Raw genomic sequence first — 21,962 nt, 5'->3', positions numbered from 1 at the left:
TTTAATTTCCCGCCAAGGGAATCCTGGGAATCTCGGTCACCGGTCTGGCCGTCCCGGCCGGCAGCGGTTGCGGATTCAGGCTAATCACATCGCCGCGCAATTGTAAGCGATAGGTTGCGATTTTTTCCGTGAACGGCGGCGGCGAACAACCATCCTGCGGGCGATACTGGTAGCCATGCCAGGGACAGGTGATGCAGCCGTCGATCACCTTGCCCTCGCCAAGCGGGCCGTTTTGATGCTGACACACATTGGAGACCGCGCATAATTTATTTTCGTCATAGCGAAAGATCGCCACCCGCTCATCGTCGCCAACGCGCACCGTGATCGCGCGGTCGTTTTCAATTTCCTGCCACTTGCCCACTTCGACCCACTTGGCGTCGTTGGCGCTGCCGCTGTCGATGCTCGCTCTGTCGATCATCTTATTCGCCCGAGTGCAAAATAATGCGCTGTAAACATGCAGTCCGCCGACCAAAATGACGCTGGCGAACACCATGCCCGGCAATAAGCCGGTGTTGTCTTCCTGCATCGCGCCAAAACCGATATGCACGATCAACAGGGCATAGCCCGGATACACCAGGATATGCAGGGTCTTCCAGACCGGCCCCAGCACCGCATTCCAGTAGTCGTGGCTGGTGGCGGCCAGGACGAAAAAGATCAGCAACGCCAGCAGGCCGAACAACTGAAACGGAAAATCGTCAAAGCTTTGGTAATCTCCTCCGGAAGTCACGACCGAAACAATTGGATTGATGTCGCCAAAACTGTGATACCAGAAAATTGCCAGCGCCGCATGAATCAGGACGATGATGAAGAAGGATACGCCGAAGTGTCGCCGGTTATATAGCAATGGCAGAAATCTCCCGTCGATTCGGGCCAGCGGACCGATGCACAGAATCAAAGTAAGCATGATAAATCCGCAAGTTGAGAACGCGCGTATCAAAATGATTAGCGCAGAGATGGCGTGCTCGCCCTGGAACCGGCTATGACTAACCAGCACAAACAGCGATAAATAAAGCGCAATGCCAATCCATAAGCAGATATCGTATGCGCGTTTGCGCTGGTTCCAGTTTACCAGGACAAATTTATGACTCATGATCGCGGCAAGTCCGGGCGGATGGCTTAGGGAATAATGGCGATTGAGGACTTCACCTCGGTTGTTATTTCTGCTCGGGCACTTTGGGCGGGCAGCGCGGTTTCGACAGGCGGCGTTTCAGAAGGCAGACTTGCGATTAGAAACAATATCAGTATCGGGGCGGCCAGATACCAGAACAGATGATGGACGCTACGGTGGCCTTTTCTCATTACTGCTCTGCTTTCTCGTCTGCTCGCGCGTCTTCTTTCGGATCTCGATTCAGCCATTTAAAAACAAGCAATGGCCAAATTGCCACCGCCCCCGGAAACCACAGCAGCCTGACGCGCAATTTTGAGCCGGCCGCATCGGCAAGAATCAGTTTGTAGCCGACCAGGAAAAATGCGATAGCGAACACCAGCCCGGTCAGGAAATAAACGCCCAGAGAAAATACAAATATCATGCCAATATCATGTTGACGGTTGCCTGTTTGTCGATGATTGCGCTTAATGATCATTCCAGAATCATCGCAAAAAATCAACTTGGGTTTTGGCGTGGTCGCGGCTGTCATCGGCGCCGGCCGCGACATGCTTAAATCCGTCCCTAAAATCTGACCCTGAACAACAGCGAGTAAAGCACCGGGACCAACAATAAAGTCAACAAGGTCGCGAATAACAGCCCGAACATGATGCTCACCGCCATGGTCTCGAACATCGGATCGTGACTGATCCAGAGCGGCAGCATGCCACCGATGGTGGTCGCGGCGGTCAGCAGAATGGGGCGCAGGCGTTGCTTGCAGGCCGAGACCACCGCTTGTGCCGGCGGCATTCCGTTTTGCTCGATTTCCAGGTCAATGCGATCCAGCAAAACGATGGCGTTGTTGATGACAATCCCCGACAGCGAGATCAACCCCAGTATGGTGAAAAACCCGAATATCGACTGCGCGATAAGCAGCCCATAGACCACGCCGATCAGCCCCAGCGGAATGGTCATAAAAATAATCAGCGGTTTGCGCACGTTGTTAAATTGCGCGACCAGCAGCAACAGGATGAGCATGCCGGCCAGCGGCAATTTGGCCAGGATGGCGGCATTGGCATCACCGGATGTTTCAAACTCGCCGCCGATTTCGTAGTGGTATTTTCGCGGCCAGCCTTGGCTTATGGACTCCAGCCAGGGCAGGAAATCGGCGCTGACCTGGGTGGCTGTTGCATCGGCTAGCAGCGTCGCCTGAATGGCGATGGATCGATCTCGATCACGGCGTTTCAGAATCGCCGGTTGCCAGGCAATCTCCAAGTCGGCGACCTGGCTCAGCGGCACCGTTTGATTGCTGCTGCGGGAATAGATCGTCATGCCTTCCAATTTGCCGATGTCGCGCCGATCCGATGCCACCGAGCGCAGGGTGATCGGAATCAGCGAATCGCGTTCGCGCAACTGCGACAGTTCGATGCCGGACAAGCCGGCTTGAAGTGATACGGCGATATCTTCATTGGTTACGCCGGCTCGACGAGCGCGTTCTTGATCGATCTTGATCAGCAGTTTTTTACTACGTGGCCCCCAGTCGTCATTGACCTCCAGAACACCACTGGTTTCGAGAAGTTTTTGCTTAATCGGGCCGATTAACCGGTACAACTGATCCAAATCCGGGCCCGACACCCGCACCACGATGGGATAGGGAATCGGCACGCCGTTTTCTATTTTCCTGAGCTGGACGTCTAAATCGGGAAACTCACGGCGCGCAAAATCGCGGATGCGTTCAATCACGTCAGGAATAATCAGGTGGGTGGTGGTGTTGATTAGCATGCTAAACGCGCCCGGATCACGCGAGCCGGGGTCAAGCCCCAGAGTATAACGCGGCGCGCTCTCGCCCAGCCAGACTGCCCAACTCACCACGCCTTTCGTTTGGCCTTTCGCACCTGAGTCGGTCTGCTGATCCTCAACTTGCAGCTCGTTTGCCATGAACCGTTCCAGGCTTTGGACAATGGATTGCGTGGTTTCGATGGCGGTTCCCTTTGGCATTTTCAGCGTGCCGTTAATAATCGGGTCGGTTTTTGGGGGAATGAACACGCTTGGCACAAACTGTATCGCCCACAACGCACTATAAAAAATCCCGCCCACCAGAATCAGGAAGATTAATCGGTTTTTGACAGAAAACATCAGCATGGCGTGGTAAGCCCAGTACATCCCTGAGTCATAGGTTGGCGGCTTTTTGCCCGGTTTGATTTTCATTAGCGCGATGGTCAACAACGGAATAAAGGTAAGCGCCAGGAACCATGACGATAGCAGGGTAATGGTGACTACCTTAAAGATATCGGCGGTGTACTCTCCTACCGCCGATTCAGCGAGGAAAATCGGCAAGAATGCCGCCGCAGTGGTCAGCGACGAGGTCAGCAACGGAATGGCCATCTCCTTGCCGGCCGAGATGGCCGCCTCGGTCGCCGATTCTCCGTTTTCACGCCGTACCAAAATAGATTCTGATATGACAATGGCGTTGTCCACCAGCAACCCCAGAGAGATAATCAGCGCAGCCAGGGATATTTGATTAATGGTAATGCTGAAAATTTCCATCAACATTAATGCGGTGAGGATGGTCACAGGGATTAACGAGGCGACAATGAATCCGGTGCGAAAACCCAGAAACAGCAACATCACTGCAACCACGAGGGCGATCGCCTGCAACAGGTTGACCAGGAAACGGTTAACCGAATTATTGACCACGACGGATTCGAGAAACACCGGATTAATTTCAATTCCGTATGGATACTGCGCTTCGATTTGCGGAATCGTTGCTAACAGGGTGTCGCCAAGCGCCAGAATGTTGCCGCCTTGCCTCAGGGAGATACTGAAAATTATCGCAGGCTTGCCGTTGTAGCGCGCGAAACTGGAAGCGGGGTCCGCATAGTCGCGATAGATATTAGCGATGTCTTCGAAATAAACAATGCTATTGCTATTGGGAATCTGAACCACGGTGCGCTTAAGATCGTTGATGGTCTCAAAGTTTCCGGTGGGCTCGAGAGTGATGCGCTCCCGCCCAGACAGGATTTGACCGCCACTGCGAATAATATTAACGCTGCCCAGCAGCTGGGCAAACTGTTGCGGCGAAATGCCCAACTCCTTCAGTCGCGCCACATTGTATTCAACAAAAATTTCCTCTTCCTGAACGCCCTGTAACTCCACTTTGGCAATGTCATTGTATTTGAGCAGGTCGTCCTTGATCTCGTCGGCGACTGCTTTAAGTTCGGCATAACTGTAGCCGTCGCCGGTCAATGCCAGCACACTGCCAAAAACATCGCCGTATTCATCATTGACCGCGGGGCCGCTAATCCCCTGCGGCAGATCGTCAACGGCTTCAATTTTGCGGCGAAGTTTGTCAAATAGCGGGCGCATGTCCGCATAACTCTCCTTGAAATTCGCGGTCACAAAGGACAGGCCCGGCAACGATTCACTGATAACATTGTCCAGCTCCGGCATCTCCTGAATCGCCCGCTCAATTCGATCGGTCACCAATTGCTCTACCCTGAGCGGGCTGGCGCCGGGAAACCGCGTGGTCACCACAGCGGCGCGGATAGTGAACCCCGGGTCCTGCTGCTTGGGCAGGTTAAAGAAGGCAAAGATGCCGTATAACGACATCAATGTTACCAGAACAAAAACGATGACTCGATTTGTGGATGCGATACCGGTTAGGTTCAATGAATGGCCCTTATCACGAGTGGTCTCTGTTTAGTTTGCTTTGGTCAGTTTGCTTTGACCACCAAGCCATCTCGGATCACGGATACGCCGGCAGTCACCACCTTGTCCCCTGGCTTCACACCGCGCACGATCTCAATCCCATCCGCCACAATATTGCCCACTTCCACCGGTTGCCGCTTGGTTACCGCGAGTTCCGGTGAGGCCCCTGGCATCAGCAAATAAATGTAACGACCATTTTGATCTTCTGCAACCGATGTGGTCGGCACCGAAGGATACGTAGCGCCGGAAGAAAAGCGAAACCCAACTTGAGCGGCTAAGCCTGCACGCAAGCCCGCGGGGTCAAGCAGGCGCACGCTAACCGGAAACGTTGTCCCGGTCGCGGCAACGCCGATTTCAGTGACCTCGCCGTTAAACCGGGTATCGGCCACCGAATCAAATTCAACCATCGCCGCCATGCCCGGGCGGAATAACGAAATCAGGCTTTCTGGAATCGACACATCGACCTTTAGCTGATCGCCACAATTAACCCGCACGATCTCCTGCCCAATGGCTACATTTTCTCCCGCATCGGCACTGGTGGAGGCCACGGAACAGGCCTCTTTTGCAACCAGTTTGGCATAAGAAACATTAAGCCGCGACAAATCGACCGCTCGCTGGGCCGCATCGACCAGTGCCTGAGTGGATTCAAATGCGGTTCTGGCGACATCAAGATCAATCTTGGAAGCGTTCTGGTTTTCATACAGGTCGCGGGTGCGTTGATATGCCGTATCGGCGTTGCGTTGTTCAGCGGTTGCCCGAGCGAGATCCGCCTGCGCTTGTTGTAGTTGCAGTTGGTAGCTGGAGGCATCCACTTGCGCGATGACTTGGCCAGGCTCAATGGCATCGCCCACGGCGACCCCCAGATTGATCAATGTGCCAGCAACTTTGAAGCTTAATTTGACTTCCTGCTCGGATTTGGAAACCCCGGCAAAGGTTCGCACGCGTTGTGCATCATTTTCGGCAACTTCGATATAACGTACTGAGCGCATCGGTGTCGGGGCCGGAGGCGTAGTCTGTTCGCATCCGGCCATCATCAAAATTATCGATAGCAGTAGGCAATATGTGCCTGATTTTGTCCTGATATTCATGTTTATGTCCCTTGGTTGCTATTTTTAGGGTGTGGCAATATAGCGTTTGATTTCATCCACCGAACGTTGCATTGCCTGCTCATCCAGGAAAAAATCAAAAGCCGCGGTGGAGCGTTGCAAGTTCATCAGATCGATCAGGAAATCATATACCGCATTGACAGCGTTTTGCTCAACGTTTAGAGACGCATCCCTGGCATTCAGGAAATTGCTGATAGATACCGCTCCTTTTGCGTAATTATCCTGCACCAGTTCAAGGTTTTTCTCGGTCGCATGCGCCGCAATCTGGGCCAGCTCCATGGCTGGATACGATGCCTGCACCGCGTGCAAATTTTGCCGCACTTGTAATTCAACCGCCTGTTCAACCGACTCGCGTTGCAGATTTAACTGATGCAACTCATAAATGGATTGATTCACCTTGGAACGCCGCGCGCCGCCCTGATATAACGGCACCGAGAGGTTAACAGAAATCTGCCATTCGGAATCCCCCTGATTCGGGTGTTCATCGAGGGTGTGGCTGACCTGCCCGGCGACACTGACTTGCGGGCTCCAGTACGCCTTGCGATTAGAAACCAGTTGACGCTCGGCAGACGCGATTTGGTATTGAAGTTGTTTTAATTCAGGGGAATTGTTCTTGCCCTGAAAAATCATTAACTGGCCCATCTTGTCAAACGACTTCTGGTTGTCGATAATTTCGACCAGATCCTGGCGGCTAACCATTAGCGTCGGGTCCGCGAGCGAGGCCGGCACGGTTTTAAATCGTTCGCCGATCGGTCTGTGTAATATTCTATTCAAAGCGTCCATCGCCTGATTAAGTTGAGCGCGCGCGGCCAGCACGCTTTGCCGGGACGTCGCCACTTCGCTTTCCCAACGATAGACATCGGATGCCGTAACCGAGCCCAACTGAACTCTATCCCGGGCCAAATTCAGATTTGCACGCGACAAATTAAGCGCCCGCCGCCTGATATCGATTAAGGTCTGAGACTTTAATATATTCAAAAATCCCACGGTCGCCTGTTGCACGATATCCAGCTCCACCGCCCGATGGGCCGATTGTCTGGCCTGCTGAACCAGGCGCTGGATTTCGATATTGGCTAGACTGGCCTCGGAATAAATAATTTGACTCGCATTAAGAGCAACTGCGACATTCCCACCATCAGGATCGAGCTGAACCAGGCCAACAGTAGTGTTGAATTGAGGACCAATCCGCGATTTCGCTTGTCGCTCCAGCTCCGAGCCCACATTCACCCCGGCGATGCTCGACTGAATGTCCAGATTCGATTTTAGTGATTCATGCGCCACGGTTGACAAAGTCCATTGCGTGTCGCCCGATAGATCGTCCTCGTTTAGCAATACCGCAGTACTGAGCACATCAAATCGGGGAGCGACGCCAATTTGTCGGGCGGTATCCATATTGATGGTGAGTTGCCGCTTGTGCTTGAAAGAGATCGGTTGGTCGCCGGGATTTCCCCCAAGCAATACCGCCTGTAAATTCAGGGCATTTCTTCTGGCCAATCGATTCCAGTCAGAATCCGGCGCGGAGGCTGCCAGCAGGCCCTGCTCAACCGCAGTGGCGCCGATTAAGCTATAACTTGGCAGGTTGCGGCGTATCAGTTCCTTGATAAGCTGATTGCGTCCGGCCGGGCTCAGTCGCGGTATCGCGGCGACCATCACCGCATCGACATGGCCGGGAATTTTGTCAGCAAGGTTCTCGTCGGCGGCGCTGTTCAAAACATAAGTCAGCTCGATACCAGTCTCGCTTGCCCAGCGACTCCCCTGCTGCGCCAATTCGGCAACCGACTCGAAAACCGTTTGGTCCACCACCAGCGCCAACTGTTGATAATCCACGACTTCCCGAAACGCGATCAGGTCATCGGTGAAACGCACTGCTTCGGTTAAGTAGTTGAGGTTTTTGATGCCACTGGTGGCGCCATCCCCGGATAGATTCCTGGGCAGGTTCAGCAAATTGGAATCCAGCACCAGCGGCGCGAATGTCGGCTTCGGGATTGTTTGTGACCGCGCGGCGATCAGGCTGGATACAAATCCTAACGCCAGAATTATATCGACCTGGTCATTTTGCTGGAGCCGCTGAAGCGCGGCGCGAATTTTTTCCGCAGACCAATTGCCGTCCAGTTGATGCGCTGACTCAAAATGCACCTCAAACTCGCCTTCAGTCAGCCTTAGTATTTCCTCGATGAATAATGAATGGATTTGCTGAAACCCTTGTGTCGGCCCATCGGTAAGAATGCCAATGTGGATTTTCTGTGCGGCAAGCGTTGATTGGACTGCGACCAAAGCACACGTGAAAATACAGGTCAAAATAAGGGGCTTTACAAATTTCAAGTGCATTGCATTTTTCATTTTGGATTTTCCCGCTTTAAATTTTCTTGGCGGATAACACCAGCATGGCATTATTCCGATCTGCCTTTTAGTGTATCGCATAAGCGCATAATAGGGCATCCGTGACTAATCGGTATAAAACTCCGCTGCCTAATGACCCTGAACAAATACAGCCATAACCGGCTAACCCAATAATTTATCCGCGTTCTGTCTGGCTCTTTCAAGGTCCGCTTCAGTATCTATTCCCGAGCTCGGCGCCGCCACCGCATCAACGCAACAAATTTTATCGCCATGCCAGAGCGCGCGCAGTTGCTCGAGTTTTTCCAGGTTTTCTAATGCGCAACTTTGCCGGGACGCGAACAGCCGTATGTAGCCGGTGCTATAAGCGTAAATCCCAAGATGCCGTCGCAGGTGTTGCAACGCATGCGGCGCCAGGTCGGATGAGTTTTCGCCACGCGCCCCGGCGACCCAGGGGATAGCGGCTCGGCTAAAATAAATGGCGTGGCCGCTGTTGTCGGTGACCACCTTGACCACCGACGAGTCGGTCAACTGGGATACCTCATCCAACGGCGCGCAAGCGGTCGCCATAGCCGCATCGGCGTCATCAGCCAACGCTTGCGCGACCTGGTCAATCAATGCGGCCGGCATGTCGGGCTCATCGCCTTGCACATTGACGATCATGGCATCGTCTTTTAAGCCAAGTGCCGTGGCCGCTTCGGCAATACGATCGCTACCGCAGCGATGCCGCGGAGAGGTCATCACCACTTCGCCGCCAAAGCCGGTCACTGCATCAGCAATACGCGCATCATCGGTCGCAACAATAACGCTTTTAGCGGCGCTTTGACCGCATCTTTCGAGCACATGCTGGAGCATCGGTTTGCCGCCGATATCGAGCAACGGCTTGCCGGGTAGCCGGCGCGAGGCATAGCGCGCCGGGATGATGACATGAAAATCCGCCATCACCAATGACCTTTGCCAATAAGCGCTTCGACGCGCAGATAGAGTTCTTCATCGACGCGGAGTTTCGCGGGCACCACCCAAATATTTTTTGCAACCGACATGCCGCGGCATTTTATCGCGTCTTTTTCGGTCATCAGCACCTCGCGGTTATCGGCGAAAGACAAGTCATGCTCGGTAAATCTATGGTGGTCGGGGAAAGCCTGGGGGATGATGTCAAGGCCGGCTTGCTCAAGTTGGGAGAAAAACCGCAACGGATTGCCAATGCCGGCCACCGCATGCACCGGGCGGTTTGAAAACTCCGATAATTTTCGACGGCGGTTGTCGGCAAGATTATAAGCCTCCTGCAACTCCATGCTCATGTGATAGATCGGGCAACAGGCCGGTATGTGGCGCAGCAATTCTTCAGTGGATTGGCCGTTGATCACCACAATATCGGCGCGTTTGAGCGCGGCTATTGGCTCGCGCAATGGGCCCGCGGGCAAGCACCACCCATTGCCGAATCCGTACTGGCCGTCAACGACCGCGATATCAACGGTGCGCTTTAGCGCAAAATGCTGGTAGCCATCATCGCTGATCACGATATCGCAATTGCCGTTGCCGTTCATGCCATCGAGCAAATAGTAGCCGTTTCGCACTCGGTCTGGACCGACGACTACGGGGACATCGCACTGCTCGAAAATCAATTGCGGCTCGTCGCCGACCAGTTGCGCGCAGGTGGCTTGATTCACTGCTCGCGGCCAAAACGCCGACTTGCCGCCATAGCCGCGGGCGATGACCCCTGGCTTGAAGCCTTTTTCCTTAAGATGATTAACCAGCGCGATCACCAGCGGAGACTTGCCGCTGCCGCCGACGCTGATGCCGCCGACCACGATCACCGGCCGGGGCAGCACGCGGGACTTGAATATTCCGGCCCGATAGCAACCGTACCGCAACCTGGCCAACACCGCATAGCACCACGAAATCGGCGCCAGCAAATAGTTCAATAACCGGGCGCGCAGCCAGCCTTGTTGCAGTTTATTCAGCATTGCGCGGCATCCTGTTGCGCTGATTTAACTGCCAGCGAGTCCATTTCGTCTGCGGCGAAGTCGCCGGGGGTATTTTTATCGGGCATCAATCAAGTCATGGAAACACGAGCGCAACGCCGATTATACCTGAGGCGGCCGCTTGATAACCTGGTTGGCGAATCGATTATACCGAGGTCGTGTTATGATTTGTGGTAACATTCGCAGCTCCCATACTTACCGTTTTCATAAGCCAAATTACCCTAATTTCATGTCACAACGAGCAAAAAAAAGAGGCGGTCGGCGAAGCCGACAGCAAGTCGAAAAAACCGCTGCGCCGGTCATAACACCGTTCATCACGCGCAAGATTCCCGAGTATGAACTGCTGGGCGAGGAAGGGCTGGCGCTGATCGAAAAAAATGCCGACACCATCCTGCGCGAAATCGGCATTGATTTTAGATATGAACCGGCGTTAAAGCTGTTTAAGCAAGCCGGCGCGGATATAGACGGTCAGCGGGTTCGGTTTCCGGTCGGCATGTGCCGCAAAATTATCCAGGATTCCGCGCCAGCAATATTTGAGCAAAAGGCGCGCAATGCGGCGCGCAATGTCACTATCGGCGGCAAGCACACGGTGTTTGCGCCGGTTTATGGCCCGCCGTTTATCCGCGATCTGGATAGTGGGCGGCGCTACGCCGTGATCGAGGATTTTCGCAACTTGGTGAAACTGGCCTATATGCTGCCGACGTTGCACCACTCCGGCGGCACCGTGTGCGAGCCGACCGACCTGCCGGTCAACAAGCGCCACTTTGACATGGTGTACAGCCACATCAAGTACAGCGACAAGCCGTTCATGGGTTCGGTCACGCAGCCGGAGCGCGCGCAGGACAGCGTGGACATGTGCAAGATTTTGTTCGGCGAGCAGTTTGTCGACGACCACACCGTGCTGGTCAATCTAATCAACGCCAACTCGCCGATGACTTACGACGAGACCATGCTGGGCGCGTCTGAAGTCTATGCCAGAAATAATCAAGCCAGCATCATCTCGCCGTTCATCCTGGCCGGGGCGATGTCGCCGGTCACCGCAGCCGGCACCATGGCGCAAATCCTGGCCGAGGCCATGGCCGGAATGGCGTTCACCCAACTTGTCCGCCCGGGCTGTCCGGTCATATTCGGCACCTTTGCCAGCTCCATTTCCATGCAATCCGGCGCGCCGACGTTTGGCACGCCGGAGCCGTCTTTAGTGCTTAACGGCTGTGCCTCTATGGCGCGCCGCCTGGGCGTGCCGTTTCGCAGCGGCGGTTCGCTGTGCGGCTCAAAAATCCCCGATGCCCAAGCCGCTTACGAAAGCGCCAACACGCTGCTGCCGACGCTGACCGCGGGCGTGAATTTCGTGCTGCATGCCGCAGGCTGGCTGGAAGGCGGGCTGGCATCGAGCTATGAAAAACTGGTGATGGACGCCGATCAGTTGGGCATGATGCAGGTTTTCGCGCAAGGCGTTAATCTGTCGGAAAACGCCCAGGCGCTCAGCGCGATTCGGGAAGTCGGACCGGGCACGCATTTTCTCGGCTGCGAGCATACTCAAAATAATTTCAAGAGCGCTTTTTATCGCTCCAATATCGCCGACAACAACAGTTTTGAGCAATGGCAATCCGAAGGTTCAATGGACGCCGTGATGCGCGCGAACAAGCTATGGAAACAAATGCTGAATGATTATGTCGCGCCCGAACTCGACCCGGCCATCGACGAGGCGTTGCTGGAGTTTATCGAAAAGCGCAAGAACTCCTTCGCGGATTCAAACTATTGATGCCGCAGCGCGATGGCTAGTCAGGAGATGGAATATCAGCACTCCAGATAAGCGGCATGACCTTTGCGGGCGTATTCAAGAATCTTTTGGTCGCGTGTCACAATTTGCAATCCAAACCGCCGCGCGGTCGCAAGAATAATGCGGTCAGCGGGATTATTGGGTGCGTCATTGGGCAAAAACGATGAAGCAATCAGCACCTCGGGCGGCATCTCGGCAAGCATCAGCCCTGAATGCGAGATCAATGCATCAAACCAATCTTCAACTGAAAAAGCCAAACGCCCTTTAGACACCAGCAAGCCAATCTCCCAAACTGAAATAGGCGACATGGACAAAGCCATCTTTTCCGTGCTTGCCGCGGCAATGGCGGTAAGCGACTCATCGGTCATTTTCGCGCCGCTCATACTCCAAATAACCGCACAAGTGTCGAGCAATAAAGGCGCAGCCACTAGATGCCCTCGGTTTGTTGCCGCCAATCAGGGTCAGCCGGCGCAGTCAGGTCATGGTTATCTAAAATCGTAATCATCCCCTGCATACAGCCATAAAAGGATTTGCTCTTTTCCGCACCGCTCGCGTCATTCCAGCCAGCGGAAAATGGCGATGGGTTTTGTTGCTGACGACGAAACACCAAACAACCCGCCGCCATATCAACCTTGGCGCTTTGATAGCCAGCGCTCAGCCACGCTTCTGTGATCCTGCTATTGCTCGGATTGTTGCTCCACCACGGACGATGTTTACGCGCCGATGGCGGCAGATCAAACCCCAAAAGCTGTTCAATTTCCGCAAACGACATAAGGATATGCGCGCTTGATTGCGCTTTTAAGTGTTGCTGCAAAGGGTCATATTTACTGGTCATGGTGAAATCTCCTGGTTCGGTTCAGGGTTAAAAATCCACAGAGTAGGTACAGAGTAGGTACTGTTACTTACAATATACATATAGTACCTATATTTGTCAAGGGCTTTCTCACAGAATTGCAACAGCTCGGCGGTAGCGTTCGCCAAAGGGCCTGCCTGGCGGATGATGCCCGGCACAGATTTTTCGACAGACCTTAACTCATGCGGATTCAAGCACGGCGCCGGCGGCGGCGTTTTCCGCCGGCGGCGGCATCAAGGTTGGGGCGTGACGGTGAAGGAAGGTCGATTTCCAGTTTGAGATTGTCGTAGGCCGCGGTCTTGTGCGGGATGGCGAGGGCGTCGACGAAATGATCCTGGAACTTGGGCTCAACCGCGGTTTCAACTTTTTGGATGCGCCGCACCACATCCTCTATTTCGCGCCGCGCCGCTGTGTCGAGCAGCGCGATCGTGGCGCCGGTGCCGGCCGCGTTGCCGGCCGAGGTGACATGCGCCAATTTGCAATCCGGTATCATGCCTAACACCATCGCGTATTTCACATCAATGTGCGCGCCGAACGCGCCGGCCAGGCGGATGCGGTCGACCGCATCGACATTCAACTTATCCATCAACAAGCGCGCGCCAGCGTAGAGCGCGGCTTTGGCCAGTTGGATGGCGCGCACATCGTTCTGCGTGATGGCGATTTTCACCGCGCGCGCGCCTTGGTCGCCATCGCCGTGCAACACATAGCGCCAAGTCTTGGCGTCGGGCTGGACGCGTTCGCTCCTCGCCGCCAGTGCGCCGTCGATCACGCCGTCCGCCTTGATGACGCCGGCGAGAAACAACTCGGCGATGACTTCGATGATGCCGGAACCGCAGATGCCGGTCACGCCGGTGGACGCGATCGCCTCGGCGAAGCCGGCTTCATCCGACCACAATTCGCAGCCGATCACTTGATATTTCGGCTCGAGCGTCTCGCGGTCGATGCGCACGCGCTCGATCGCGCCCGGCGCGGCGCGTTGGCCGCCGCTGATTTGCGCGCCCTCGAAGGCCGGCCCGGTGGGGCTGGAGGCCGCGAGCATCCTTTTGTTATTGCCGAGCACGATCTCGGCGTTGGTGCCGACATCCACCAACAAGGTCAGTTCGTCGCGCTCATACGGTGCTTCGGACAAGGTCGCAGCCGCGGCATCGGCGCCCACATGCCCGGCGATGCACGGCAAAACATACGCGCGCGCGCCGGGGCTTAGACCTAACTCCAAATCGCGGGCGGCCAAGTCCAGCGCCTGGTCGGTCGCCAGCGCAAAGGGCGCGCCGCCCAACTCTATCGGGTTGATGCCAAGCAGCAAGTGGTGCATCACCGGATTGCCGACCAGCGTCAGGTCCAGCACATCGTTGATGTCGATGTTGGCGCTCGTCGCCAAGTCCGCGACCAAGCCGTGCAACGCCTCGCGCACCGCGCGCGTCATGTCGGCGTCGCCGCCGGGATTCATCATCACATAGGAAACCCGGCTCATCAAGTCTTCGCCAAACCGAATTTGCGGATTCATGCGCCCGGCCGAGCTGACCGCTTCGCCGCTGGTCAGGTCGCACAGATGCGCCGCAATCGTGGTCGAGCCGACATCGACGGCGACGCCATACACTTTGTTTTTGATGCCGGGCCAAATGGCGATGGCGCGCCGCTCAGCGTGGATGGCGACGGTCGCTTTCCAGTCGCCTTGGCGCAGCGTCGATTGCAACGCGCCGAGCAAGTGAAAATCAAACGCGATGTCGGTCAGCCCCCAGTCAAACTCCAGCGCATCGCGCAGCCGCTGCAAATCGCCGCTGGGGTCGTGCATGTTGGGTTGCGGGACTTCGACGTAATGCAGCCGCACCGCGGGGTTCAAGGTGATGTTATGCACATCCAGCCGCTTGCGCACCACCTGACGGTGCGCCTGGCTCTCCGGCGGGATGTCGATGACCGCATCGCCGAGCAGTTTTGCCTGGCAGCCGAGACGGCGCGTGGCTGCTGTCCCCGCGGGGAAAAACTCCTGCTCGCTAGCGCTCGGCGGCGACAGATGGTCGGGCTTGGAATGGATGTTGAACTTGGCGAACTCGCCGACGCTGTGATCAATCTGGCAACGGTCGCAAATCCCGCGCCCGCCGCAAACCGTATCAAGGTCGACGCCGAGTTGCTGCGCAGCCGCGAGCACCGACTTGCCGCGAGCGATCTGCCCGCGCTTGCCGGACGGCGTGAACACCACTTGGAGCGTGTCGGGCGGTGAAGTCGGGGTCATCTTCAGGTTGCTTTTTTTATCCGCGGATTTTCACAAATTGAATGCTATTATTTTTATCCGCAGATGTCGCAGATTTTCACAAATTTAGTATTAATTTTTGGTTCAAGATACTTTAAGCGGTCGATTTCGGATAGATTTTAGCAGATATTGACACCCATTTTCGTGGCGCATATTGAAGCGAGACTCACACTCTTTCAAAGGAGTCCGGCTACGCCGGACGACATGTTTTAACTGGATTCCCGCCTGCGGCGAGAATGACAAATAAGGGTCGTCATTGCCCGGCCCATATGATTATTATTGGCCGGGCAATCCAGTTATTAAACCGTTCGGCGTAGCCGAACTCATTTGCGGCGTAGCCGCCGGTTTGTGTCTGGCAAAGCCGGATGCCAAAAAGAGTCACGCTACGCGTGACAGATATTTAACTGGATTCCCGCCTTCGGCGAGAATGACAAATAAGGGTCGTCATTGCCCGGCTTGTTCCGGGCAATCCAGTGGAATATGCCGTCCGGCGTAGCCGGACTCCTTTGCTTTGATGCCGCGCCGTTTGATGCGAGAATGACGACCGAGAGGGCGGCGCTAAAACACCGATGGAAAGGAACACAACGGGCAATGAATTAGTGAACACATACGCTCGCATTGCCCGGCGATGCGTTGCCTGATTTGAGCATGCAATCGGCTGGTCGCCGGGCCAGAGATGCCGGTGATTTGTGCGACTTTGCAAGCCTCGATATCAAGGCAAAACAGCCGTGGAATCGCCCTGAATTTATTCTCCGAAATTCGGCAACGAATGACATGCTTGTTTTCATTTATAGAACAATTAGTTATGACCATTTCACTATACCTTAAAGTATCTTGAACCTAATTTTTTAAACATCTGTGTTCATCTGCGTCATCTGCGGACCCGTCGCCGTCTGCCCGGCCTGCCGCCGCGCGCGCCGGCGCCGGCATTTTCATCGGCGGGCTGGCGGTATTTCTTCAGCCACTTGGCGCAGTTATTGTCATGCCCCATGACCACATCCGCGCTCATCACCGCCTGCATCACCTCCTCGTGCAGCGGATTAGTGATCGCGCAAGTCATGCCCGCGGCGATGGCCATGCTCAAGAAATGCCCGTCCATGCCCTTGCGGTTGGGAATGCCAAAACTAAAATTCGAGGCGCCGCAGGTGGTGTTCACTTTCAACTCCTCGCGCAACCGCCTGACCAAATGCAAAACCTGTCGGCCCGCGCTATTTACCGCCCCGACCGGCATCACCAATGGATCGACCACGATGTCGCTATAATGAATGCCGTGGTCGGCGGCGCGCTCGATAATTTTCTTGGCGACCTCAAACCGATCATCGGGATTTTCCGAGATGCCGGCTTCGTCATTGGAGATCGCCACCACCGCCGCACCGTATTTTTTCACCAGCGGCAAAACCGCTTCCAGCCGCTCGTCCTCGCCGGTGACCGAATTGAGCAACGGCTTGCCCTGATACACTTCCAGCCCGGCTTCCAGCGCTGCGACAATGGATGAATCGATGGACAGCGGCACATCGGTAATCGATTGCACCAATTGAATCGCTTCGGCCAAAATGCGCGGCTCGTCCGCCAATGGGATGCCGGCGTTGATATCGAGCATCTTCGCGCCGGCCACCACTTGCGCCAGCGCATCGGCCTCGACCCGACTGTAATCACCATTTTTCATTTCCTCAGCGAGAATCTTGCGGCCGGTGGGATTTATTCTTTCGCCGATAATCACGAACGGCTGCTCGTGCCCGATTTTTAGTTCCTTGCTCGCAGAACTGATGATGGTGTCGGTCATGATGATGCTCTATTAAGAATGATCGCGCTAATCGGTTTTAGTTAGCCGCAACGAAGATTTTTCTCCAAACACGGAACGCTGCGCCGCGCGGGCTTCAATTCGGGTAATGAGATATTCCATCGGACGGTTGCCTTTTATGCTGTTGCAATTGCCGCACAGCAGTTGGTAGTTTCCCTTGAAATCCCCGCCGCCTTTTGACTGCGGAATGATGTGGTCAACATCAAAATTGTCAATCGGAAAATGGATTTTGCAGCCGTTGCAGTCGCCGCCTTGCTCGCCATACAACAACGGCTTCGCCTCCTTTTTGGACATGTATTTAACATCCTTGCGGTTCGGTAAATCGGTAAAATGGATGAAGGCATTGAACAACTCGCCGACATCATTCGCCAACCGATCGCGTATCAAATCCGCGGTTGTTGGCGACAGGTCAATGCCAATCCACTTGCGGTGCCAATGTTGCGCCGCAACGCAAGTTGTAGCACAGCCGCAGAAAGGGTCAAGAACCACATCTCCCTCGTTGCTCGATGCTTTGATGATTCGGTTCAACAATGCCAGCGGTTTTTGCGTCGGGTAGCCGGTGCGTTCTTGTTTCGGTATGTGACTACCGCTACCAATATCAACCCACCAATCCTCTACCACTTTTCCTTGCTTGATGCTAAGTGCTTCGTATTTTCTGATTTCTTCAAAGCTACGTTTGCCACCTGCCATGCCAGTCGCTCCCGTAGACACCGTTTGCCGCTTATGTGGAACACGCGCCTTATTAGCATTGAAAATCCACTCTTCGCTTTTCGCGTAACGCAAAATAATATCGTGCTTTGCAGGGAAATTGCGTTTGGCGCCCGACGGTCCCGAATAACACCAAATAATTTCATTGCGAAAATTTATCCGCCCGAAGATGAAATCCATAATCACCTTCAGGTAGTGGCTTGCGGTCGGGTCGCAATGCAAATAAATACTGCCGGTCGGCTTCAACACGCGCTGCATTTCAAACAGGCGTTGCGCCATATACGCGATGTAAGCCATCATTGCCTTGCTATGCGATTTCTCAATGGAAGTAATGTAGTCCACCAAATGCGGATGCTCGTCGGTCAAGCGCGACATCAACGCCGCGTCCACATCCTGCCAAGTCCACATGTCATAGAAAGCGGCGCCGGCCGACTTGCTACCCATCGGCGCTTTATACAGTCGCTTGCTGTTAAACGGCGGGTCGAGATAAATCAAATCAATGCAGTCGCTGTTCATTCCGTTCAGCACATACAAATTATCGGCCGTGAACAGCGCATTCGGCTTGATGTTTAAGTCTGCCATTGGTTAGTCACTTTTTATTCGGCTCGTCGCCCTTGTTGAGAATCAGCGCCATTAGCCGGTCTTTGTCATAAGCCGCCTCGATTTTCTCTGCCGCTGCTTGCGCTTCAGCGCGTAAATCATCGCCGCAATTGACGCTGACCCTGCTCCATTCTTCGAGATAGGCATCTGAACCGATCACTCCAGCGCGCATGGCCGCTCGGTCGATGGCATCGGAAAACCGCTCGGAGAGTTTGATCTTGACGCTGTCGCGCCGCTCCTTGGCGATAATTTGCGCTGGGATGTCGCGCCAATAAACGGTGATTAGTTTAGCCATTTCAGGTTCGCATTTCAGTTTGTCGGGCACGTTGCCGGACGCTGCCAATTTGCACCGACAAGGCCGATTCAAGGTGTTGATCGCGGGTCAAAATTCGCTGGTATTCCAGGTCCAGATAATTGGCGGCGTTGCGGGCTTTTTCATCAATTGCCCTATCATCGAGTTGCGCCAGATAGACCAGTTTTTTGTAATTGCCGAAAAATTGATCCTTGAGTTGAGGAAATCGATCCAGCGCCAAGCCCTTGACAATCAGGCGGTCGAAATGCGTGGCCAAAAAATCGGTGAGATAAAAGGTGCCGAGTTCGGCTTCATGCAGTTGCCCGAATTTTTTTGCGCCGGCGAACATCTCGTAGCAATGCGCTCCGGGCAATCGCTCGACCCTTTCGCGCGCAAGCATTTTATCCAGCAGCCCGCCGGTGCCGCAATCGGAATAGGCGGCGAAAATGCGGCGGTATTTGCCGCGGTTTTCACGGATTTTTTCGCGCACCGCCTCGGGGATTTTCTGCGGATGGTTGTGCAATTCGGCAGGCAGGCATTGGATGTCCATATGCCGCCACTGATTGAGATTTTTGATGCGCACCAAATCGTGCGCCAGCGCGCCGCAGGCAATCACTAAAACCGACTGGGCTAAAACCGGCTGAGCCAAAACCGACTGGGGGCTGGGCGACATCGCGGGAGGTGACTCCGGTGATTCTGGCAGTTGAAAACGGGGCCGCTTCAATCGAATTAAATCAGGCGGCGCGTTTTTCCGCCATCTTCGCCTGAGCGGTTTCCACCGCCACAGCCGCATCCCGACAATAAGCGTCGGCGCCGATGGCCGCGCTGAATTCCTCGTTCAGCGGCGCGCCGCCAACCAAGACGATATAGTCATCACGCATGCCTTTTTCGACCAGAGTGTCGATGACCACTTTCATATAAGGCATAGTCGTGGTCAGCAACGCCGACATGCCGATAATATCGGGCTTATGCTGTTCGATGGCTTCAAGATAATTCTCCACCGGATTGTCGATGCCGAGATTGATGACCTCGAAGCCGGCGCCTTCCATCATCATCGCCACCAGGTTTTTGCCGATGTCGTGAATATCGCCCTTGACCGTGCCGATGATCATTTTGCCGATCGGTTCGGCGCCGGTCTCGGCCAACAGCGGGCGCAGGATTTCCATGCCGCCCTTCATCGCGTTGGCCGACATCAAGACTTCGGGCACAAATAAAATGCCGTCGCGAAAATCGATGCCGACGATGCGCATGCCTTCCACCAATGCGTTGTCAAGGACTTTCGATGCGCTCCAGCCGCGTCCCAACAAGATATTGGTGCCTTCCATAATCTCCTCGCGCAGCCCGTCATAGAGATCATCGTGCATCTGCTCGACCAACTCGTCGTTGGGCAACGCGGATAAATCTAAATCATCATCATCGTATTCATCTACCATGGCATCGTCTCGCTAATGATAAGGCTCGCTAAAGAAAGAGGCCTATTTTAGGGTGATTTTTTCTCAAAAGCATGTTCTGCCTGCGACAAAAATTCACTTATTTATTACGTTGGGTGCAAACCGTGGCTGCACCATTCTATGGGCGTACTCGGTGGATTATTCGCGCCATAATAATGCCGCCATAATAATAATGAACCGACCCTCTTGTTTTGGAAACTGGTTTTGGAAAATGTTAGTTTCGCACACTTTGGATTATATCGTATAGTTTTCCTTTGCCAGATTTTAATTCGGCTTTGCTCAAACCCTGAACTTCGTGCGGAAACACCAACCATTTGTCAGTGGTATGCAAATAATAATCGGGTTCTCGGTCGGTCTTGTTATTCCCGGGCTTGAACCACGGCACGGCTATTTTTATTTGCGCCGGGGTGTTGCGCCGGGTTCTTTCGGCAAGTTGGTCGATGACCGCCCGGATGCTGCGCCCGGAGTCATAAACATCATCAACGATCAACAATGCGTTTTCGGCATTGAGATTCTTGGTCAAATAACCCAAACCATGCACTCGAACGCTGTTGCCGGAAGCGGATATTCCGGTGTAAAGCGAGGTGCGCACGCTGATATGGTCGGTGGTGACACCAAAATATTCCAGCATTTCCTGTATCGCGATGCCCACCGGCGATCCGCCGCGCCAAATCCCGACTATAAAATCCGGCCGAAATTCACTTTGCAAAATTTCCGCGCCAAGCTGGTACGAGTCCTCCAGGAGTTCCTGTGCGTTGATATAGTGTTTTTCAGCCATTACTGAATGTTAGGGTCGGAACAGATGTTTCGATAACTAAACATGTGGACATTATAGGTATCCATAGGACATATTTCTTATAGTATCGTTGTCTTGGAATAAGCGGCAAATAATGATGCTTAGTCTATTCACCAAGTTTAATAGTATGTAAAATATTTCTGTGTGCTTGCTTTATTTACCAACAATGCGCGTATTGTATTAAAGCTGGTTGATCCTCTTCTCATAAGTTCAATTTCAAACTCTAACGAATCGTTATAGTTTCTGTGAATGTATATAATGTCGCCTTGCTTTCCATTTCTTTTTATTACCTCACATTGTAGCCGGAATTCTTTTTTCCCGTCGTAGTAATAGATGCGAATATGCTGGTCTTTAAAAGTGTTCCCATCAATCGTAATAGTTGCAGTTGCATATAACTGAGGATAACCTGCGCCAGAATTAGTATAAAGCATCGGCCAGTTCCAAAAAATTGGCATTTCCTTTAGGGCAGCAAGTGGGATCAAAATAACTGGATCCTGACTTTTTGCACTTACATCAAACCCAGAAAGAGTCATTGCAAATTTTTCTTTCAACGATGGGGCAATTACAGATGCGCCAGCAACTGGTGGTAAAAACCTTAATTTCTCTCTTTTTTTGAAAGGTAAATCAGAAATCTCTTCTATAATTTTTTGAAAGGGTTTCTGTTTTCGCTCATCGACAATAGAACCTCTAGCCAGCAACATCTCAAGCAAGTTAGATTCACATTTTTTTGTATTTTCTTCTTTTAAAAGCTCATCCCAATAGCGAATAACTTGCTTTTGAAAATTTAGTGCGTTTTTTGAATCATCAATGGTTACACCAATGTTCGCTTCATAGTTTAAAAATAGCCCGCCCGCCGTGAAATTGGATGAACCAACAATTATTTTTTCTATTTCCTTGTTTCCAAACATATATATTTTCGGATGAAAAGTGATAGCCAAATTTCTATCATGGTGTATAAATAAATTGTCTTTCGCAAAAGTTTTGAGATTTATCAATGCTTGATATGAAGTATTGCCTTGATCAATGCCTGCAATTACAGATGTTGTGCCTCCGTTATTTGAAAACTCCGCAAGTTCATTGTAGATTCTGCTAATTCCAGAATTTCTTGAATATGCAACCGCAACTTTAAAATCTGTATATTTTCCGTTTTTCAACGCTTTGGAAACTTCTTCGCCAACCACGTTTTCGTGTGTAAAAAGTGTTAACTCCATTA

22 protein-coding genes are annotated in these 21,962 nt (G+C 53.3%); 3 read left to right on the top strand and 19 right to left on the bottom strand.

The window, feature by feature from the left end:
* Position 1 precedes the first annotated feature (1 nt).
* From ACP158_RS03130 to lpxK, 8 genes are all read right to left on the bottom strand, one after another.
* Positions 2-1,090 (bottom strand): Rieske 2Fe-2S domain-containing protein, encoded by a 1,089-nt coding sequence (locus ACP158_RS03130; protein WP_424947527.1) that lies wholly within the window; start codon positions 1,088-1,090, stop codon positions 2-4.
* Positions 1,091-1,116: 26 nt separating this feature from the next.
* Entirely contained in the window at positions 1,117-1,299 is a 183-nt protein-coding gene (locus ACP158_RS03125) for a hypothetical protein (RefSeq protein WP_424947526.1), read from the bottom strand.
* Positions 1,299-1,655, bottom strand: a complete 357-nt coding sequence (locus tag ACP158_RS03120) for a hypothetical protein (RefSeq protein WP_424947525.1) — start codon at positions 1,653-1,655, stop codon at positions 1,299-1,301. Before ACP158_RS03120 ends, ACP158_RS03125 begins: the two co-directional genes overlap by 1 nt.
* 14 nt (positions 1,656-1,669) lie before the next feature.
* Positions 1,670-4,753: an efflux RND transporter permease subunit gene (locus ACP158_RS03115; RefSeq protein ID WP_424947524.1), complete on the bottom strand. Its 3,084-nt coding sequence runs from the start codon at positions 4,751-4,753 to the stop codon at positions 1,670-1,672.
* Between the two features lie 44 nt (positions 4,754-4,797).
* Entirely contained in the window at positions 4,798-5,781 is a 984-nt protein-coding gene (locus tag ACP158_RS03110) for an efflux RND transporter periplasmic adaptor subunit (RefSeq protein WP_424947523.1), read from the bottom strand.
* A 123-nt stretch (positions 5,782-5,904) separates the two neighbouring features.
* Complete coding sequence (locus ACP158_RS03105; RefSeq protein ID WP_424947522.1) at positions 5,905-8,172, bottom strand: TolC family protein; 2,268 nt, start codon at positions 8,170-8,172, stop codon at positions 5,905-5,907.
* A gap of 228 nt (positions 8,173-8,400) precedes the next feature.
* A complete protein-coding gene (kdsB, locus tag ACP158_RS03100; RefSeq protein WP_424947521.1) occupies positions 8,401-9,177 on the bottom strand; it encodes a 3-deoxy-manno-octulosonate cytidylyltransferase in 777 nt (258 codons plus the stop codon).
* Positions 9,177-10,202 carry a tetraacyldisaccharide 4'-kinase gene (gene lpxK, locus ACP158_RS03095; RefSeq protein ID WP_424947520.1) on the bottom strand — a complete coding sequence of 342 codons (1,026 nt, stop codon included), beginning with the start codon at positions 10,200-10,202 and terminating at the stop codon, positions 9,177-9,179. Before lpxK ends, kdsB begins: the two co-directional genes overlap by 1 nt.
* Before the next feature lie 247 nt (positions 10,203-10,449).
* Here lpxK and ACP158_RS03090 point away from each other — a divergent pair, with 247 nt between their 5' ends.
* Positions 10,450-11,982: a trimethylamine methyltransferase family protein gene (locus ACP158_RS03090; RefSeq protein ID WP_424947519.1), complete on the top strand. Its 1,533-nt coding sequence runs from the start codon at positions 10,450-10,452 to the stop codon at positions 11,980-11,982.
* 35 nt (positions 11,983-12,017) lie between these two features.
* Here the strand turns inward: ACP158_RS03090 and ACP158_RS03085 are convergent, their stop codons facing one another.
* The 3 genes from ACP158_RS03085 to ACP158_RS03075 all read right to left on the bottom strand — a co-directional run bounded on the left by ACP158_RS03085 (position 12,018) and on the right by ACP158_RS03075 (position 15,083).
* Positions 12,018-12,428 (bottom strand): type II toxin-antitoxin system VapC family toxin, encoded by a 411-nt coding sequence (locus ACP158_RS03085; RefSeq protein ID WP_424947518.1) that lies wholly within the window; start codon positions 12,426-12,428, stop codon positions 12,018-12,020.
* Entirely contained in the window at positions 12,428-12,835 is a 408-nt protein-coding gene (locus ACP158_RS03080) for a DUF7662 domain-containing protein (RefSeq protein ID WP_424947517.1), read from the bottom strand. Before ACP158_RS03080 ends, ACP158_RS03085 begins: the two co-directional genes overlap by 1 nt.
* Positions 12,836-13,043: 208 nt before the next feature.
* Positions 13,044-15,083, bottom strand: a complete 2,040-nt coding sequence (locus ACP158_RS03075; RefSeq protein WP_424947516.1) for an ASKHA domain-containing protein — start codon at positions 15,081-15,083, stop codon at positions 13,044-13,046.
* A 274-nt stretch (positions 15,084-15,357) separates the two neighbouring features.
* Here ACP158_RS03075 and ACP158_RS03070 point away from each other — a divergent pair, with 274 nt between their 5' ends.
* Together ACP158_RS03070 and ACP158_RS03065 are read left to right on the top strand one after the other, a co-directional pair.
* On the top strand, positions 15,358-15,597 hold the full coding sequence (locus tag ACP158_RS03070) for a hypothetical protein (protein WP_424947515.1): 240 nt from the start codon (positions 15,358-15,360) through the stop codon (positions 15,595-15,597).
* Positions 15,549-15,701 (top strand): hypothetical protein, encoded by a 153-nt coding sequence (locus ACP158_RS03065; RefSeq protein ID WP_424947514.1) that lies wholly within the window; start codon positions 15,549-15,551, stop codon positions 15,699-15,701. The genes ACP158_RS03070 and ACP158_RS03065 overlap by 49 nt, the downstream gene beginning before the upstream one ends.
* Here the strand turns inward: ACP158_RS03065 and ACP158_RS03060 are convergent.
* The 8 genes from ACP158_RS03060 to ACP158_RS03025 all read right to left on the bottom strand — a co-directional run bounded on the left by ACP158_RS03060 (position 15,660) and on the right by ACP158_RS03025 (position 21,960).
* Positions 15,660-15,914: a hypothetical protein gene (locus ACP158_RS03060; RefSeq protein WP_424947513.1), complete on the bottom strand. Its 255-nt coding sequence runs from the start codon at positions 15,912-15,914 to the stop codon at positions 15,660-15,662. The two genes, ACP158_RS03065 and ACP158_RS03060, sit on opposite strands and share 42 nt — an antisense overlap.
* Positions 15,915-15,972: 58 nt before the next feature.
* Entirely contained in the window at positions 15,973-16,884 is a 912-nt protein-coding gene (locus ACP158_RS03055) for a dihydropteroate synthase (protein ID WP_424947512.1), read from the bottom strand.
* Between the two features lie 27 nt (positions 16,885-16,911).
* On the bottom strand, positions 16,912-18,192 hold the full coding sequence (locus ACP158_RS03050) for a DNA methyltransferase (protein ID WP_424947511.1): 1,281 nt from the start codon (positions 18,190-18,192) through the stop codon (positions 16,912-16,914).
* 7 nt (positions 18,193-18,199) lie between these two features.
* Entirely contained in the window at positions 18,200-18,505 is a 306-nt protein-coding gene (locus ACP158_RS03045; RefSeq protein ID WP_424947510.1) for a virulence factor, read from the bottom strand.
* Between the two features lies 1 nt (position 18,506).
* On the bottom strand, positions 18,507-19,175 hold the full coding sequence (locus ACP158_RS03040; RefSeq protein WP_424947509.1) for a DUF1638 domain-containing protein: 669 nt from the start codon (positions 19,173-19,175) through the stop codon (positions 18,507-18,509).
* Positions 19,176-19,236: 61 nt separating this feature from the next.
* Positions 19,237-19,935, bottom strand: a complete 699-nt coding sequence (locus ACP158_RS03035) for a corrinoid protein (protein WP_424947508.1) — start codon at positions 19,933-19,935, stop codon at positions 19,237-19,239.
* Positions 19,936-20,167: 232 nt separating this feature from the next.
* Positions 20,168-20,731, bottom strand: a complete 564-nt coding sequence (locus tag ACP158_RS03030) for a phosphoribosyltransferase (RefSeq protein WP_424947507.1) — start codon at positions 20,729-20,731, stop codon at positions 20,168-20,170.
* Positions 20,732-20,868: 137 nt separating this feature from the next.
* Positions 20,869-21,960, bottom strand: coding sequence for a phospholipase D-like domain-containing protein (locus ACP158_RS03025; protein ID WP_424947506.1), 1,092 nt, complete (start codon positions 21,958-21,960; stop codon positions 20,869-20,871).
* Between the last annotated feature and the right edge of the window lie 2 nt (positions 21,961-21,962).

It is taken from the genome of Candidatus Spongiihabitans sp., assembly GCF_965247905.1.
In the GTDB taxonomy this organism is placed as follows: Bacteria; Pseudomonadota; Gammaproteobacteria; order Arenicellales; family Poriferihabitantaceae; genus Spongiihabitans.
This window is presented reverse-complemented; position numbering and strand designations above follow the sequence as displayed.

What these genes read in the sequence shown, in the direction of transcription:
- lpxK (WP_424947520.1), bottom strand. Translation starts at nt 10,202, where the DNA reads ATGCTGAATAAACTGCAACAAGGCTGGCTGCGCGCCCGGTTATTGAAC.
- ACP158_RS03075 (WP_424947516.1), bottom strand. Translation starts at nt 15,083, where the DNA reads ATGACCCCGACTTCACCGCCCGACACGCTCCAAGTGGTGTTCACGCCG.
- ACP158_RS03080 (WP_424947517.1), bottom strand. Translation starts at nt 12,835, where the DNA reads ATGACCAGTAAATATGACCCTTTGCAGCAACACTTAAAAGCGCAATCA.
- ACP158_RS03110 (WP_424947523.1), bottom strand. Translation starts at nt 5,781, where the DNA reads ATGCGCTCAGTACGTTATATCGAAGTTGCCGAAAATGATGCACAACGC.
- ACP158_RS03120 (WP_424947525.1), bottom strand. Translation starts at nt 1,655, where the DNA reads ATGTCGCGGCCGGCGCCGATGACAGCCGCGACCACGCCAAAACCCAAG.
- ACP158_RS03130 (WP_424947527.1), bottom strand. Translation starts at nt 1,090, where the DNA reads ATGAGTCATAAATTTGTCCTGGTAAACTGGAACCAGCGCAAACGCGCA.
- ACP158_RS03090 (WP_424947519.1), top strand. Translation starts at nt 10,450, where the DNA reads ATGTCACAACGAGCAAAAAAAAGAGGCGGTCGGCGAAGCCGACAGCAA.
- ACP158_RS03045 (WP_424947510.1), bottom strand. Translation starts at nt 18,505, where the DNA reads ATGGCTAAACTAATCACCGTTTATTGGCGCGACATCCCAGCGCAAATT.
- ACP158_RS03060 (WP_424947513.1), bottom strand. Translation starts at nt 15,914, where the DNA reads ATGGTCATAACTAATTGTTCTATAAATGAAAACAAGCATGTCATTCGT.
- ACP158_RS03030 (WP_424947507.1), bottom strand. Translation starts at nt 20,731, where the DNA reads ATGGCTGAAAAACACTATATCAACGCACAGGAACTCCTGGAGGACTCG.
- ACP158_RS03050 (WP_424947511.1), bottom strand. Translation starts at nt 18,192, where the DNA reads ATGGCAGACTTAAACATCAAGCCGAATGCGCTGTTCACGGCCGATAAT.
- ACP158_RS03025 (WP_424947506.1), bottom strand. Translation starts at nt 21,960, where the DNA reads ATGGAGTTAACACTTTTTACACACGAAAACGTGGTTGGCGAAGAAGTT.
- ACP158_RS03035 (WP_424947508.1), bottom strand. Translation starts at nt 19,935, where the DNA reads ATGGTAGATGAATACGATGATGATGATTTAGATTTATCCGCGTTGCCC.
- ACP158_RS03125 (WP_424947526.1), bottom strand. Translation starts at nt 1,299, where the DNA reads ATGAGAAAAGGCCACCGTAGCGTCCATCATCTGTTCTGGTATCTGGCC.
- kdsB (WP_424947521.1), bottom strand. Translation starts at nt 9,177, where the DNA reads ATGGCGGATTTTCATGTCATCATCCCGGCGCGCTATGCCTCGCGCCGG.
- ACP158_RS03040 (WP_424947509.1), bottom strand. Translation starts at nt 19,175, where the DNA reads ATGTCGCCCAGCCCCCAGTCGGTTTTGGCTCAGCCGGTTTTAGCCCAG.
- ACP158_RS03055 (WP_424947512.1), bottom strand. Translation starts at nt 16,884, where the DNA reads ATGACCGACACCATCATCAGTTCTGCGAGCAAGGAACTAAAAATCGGG.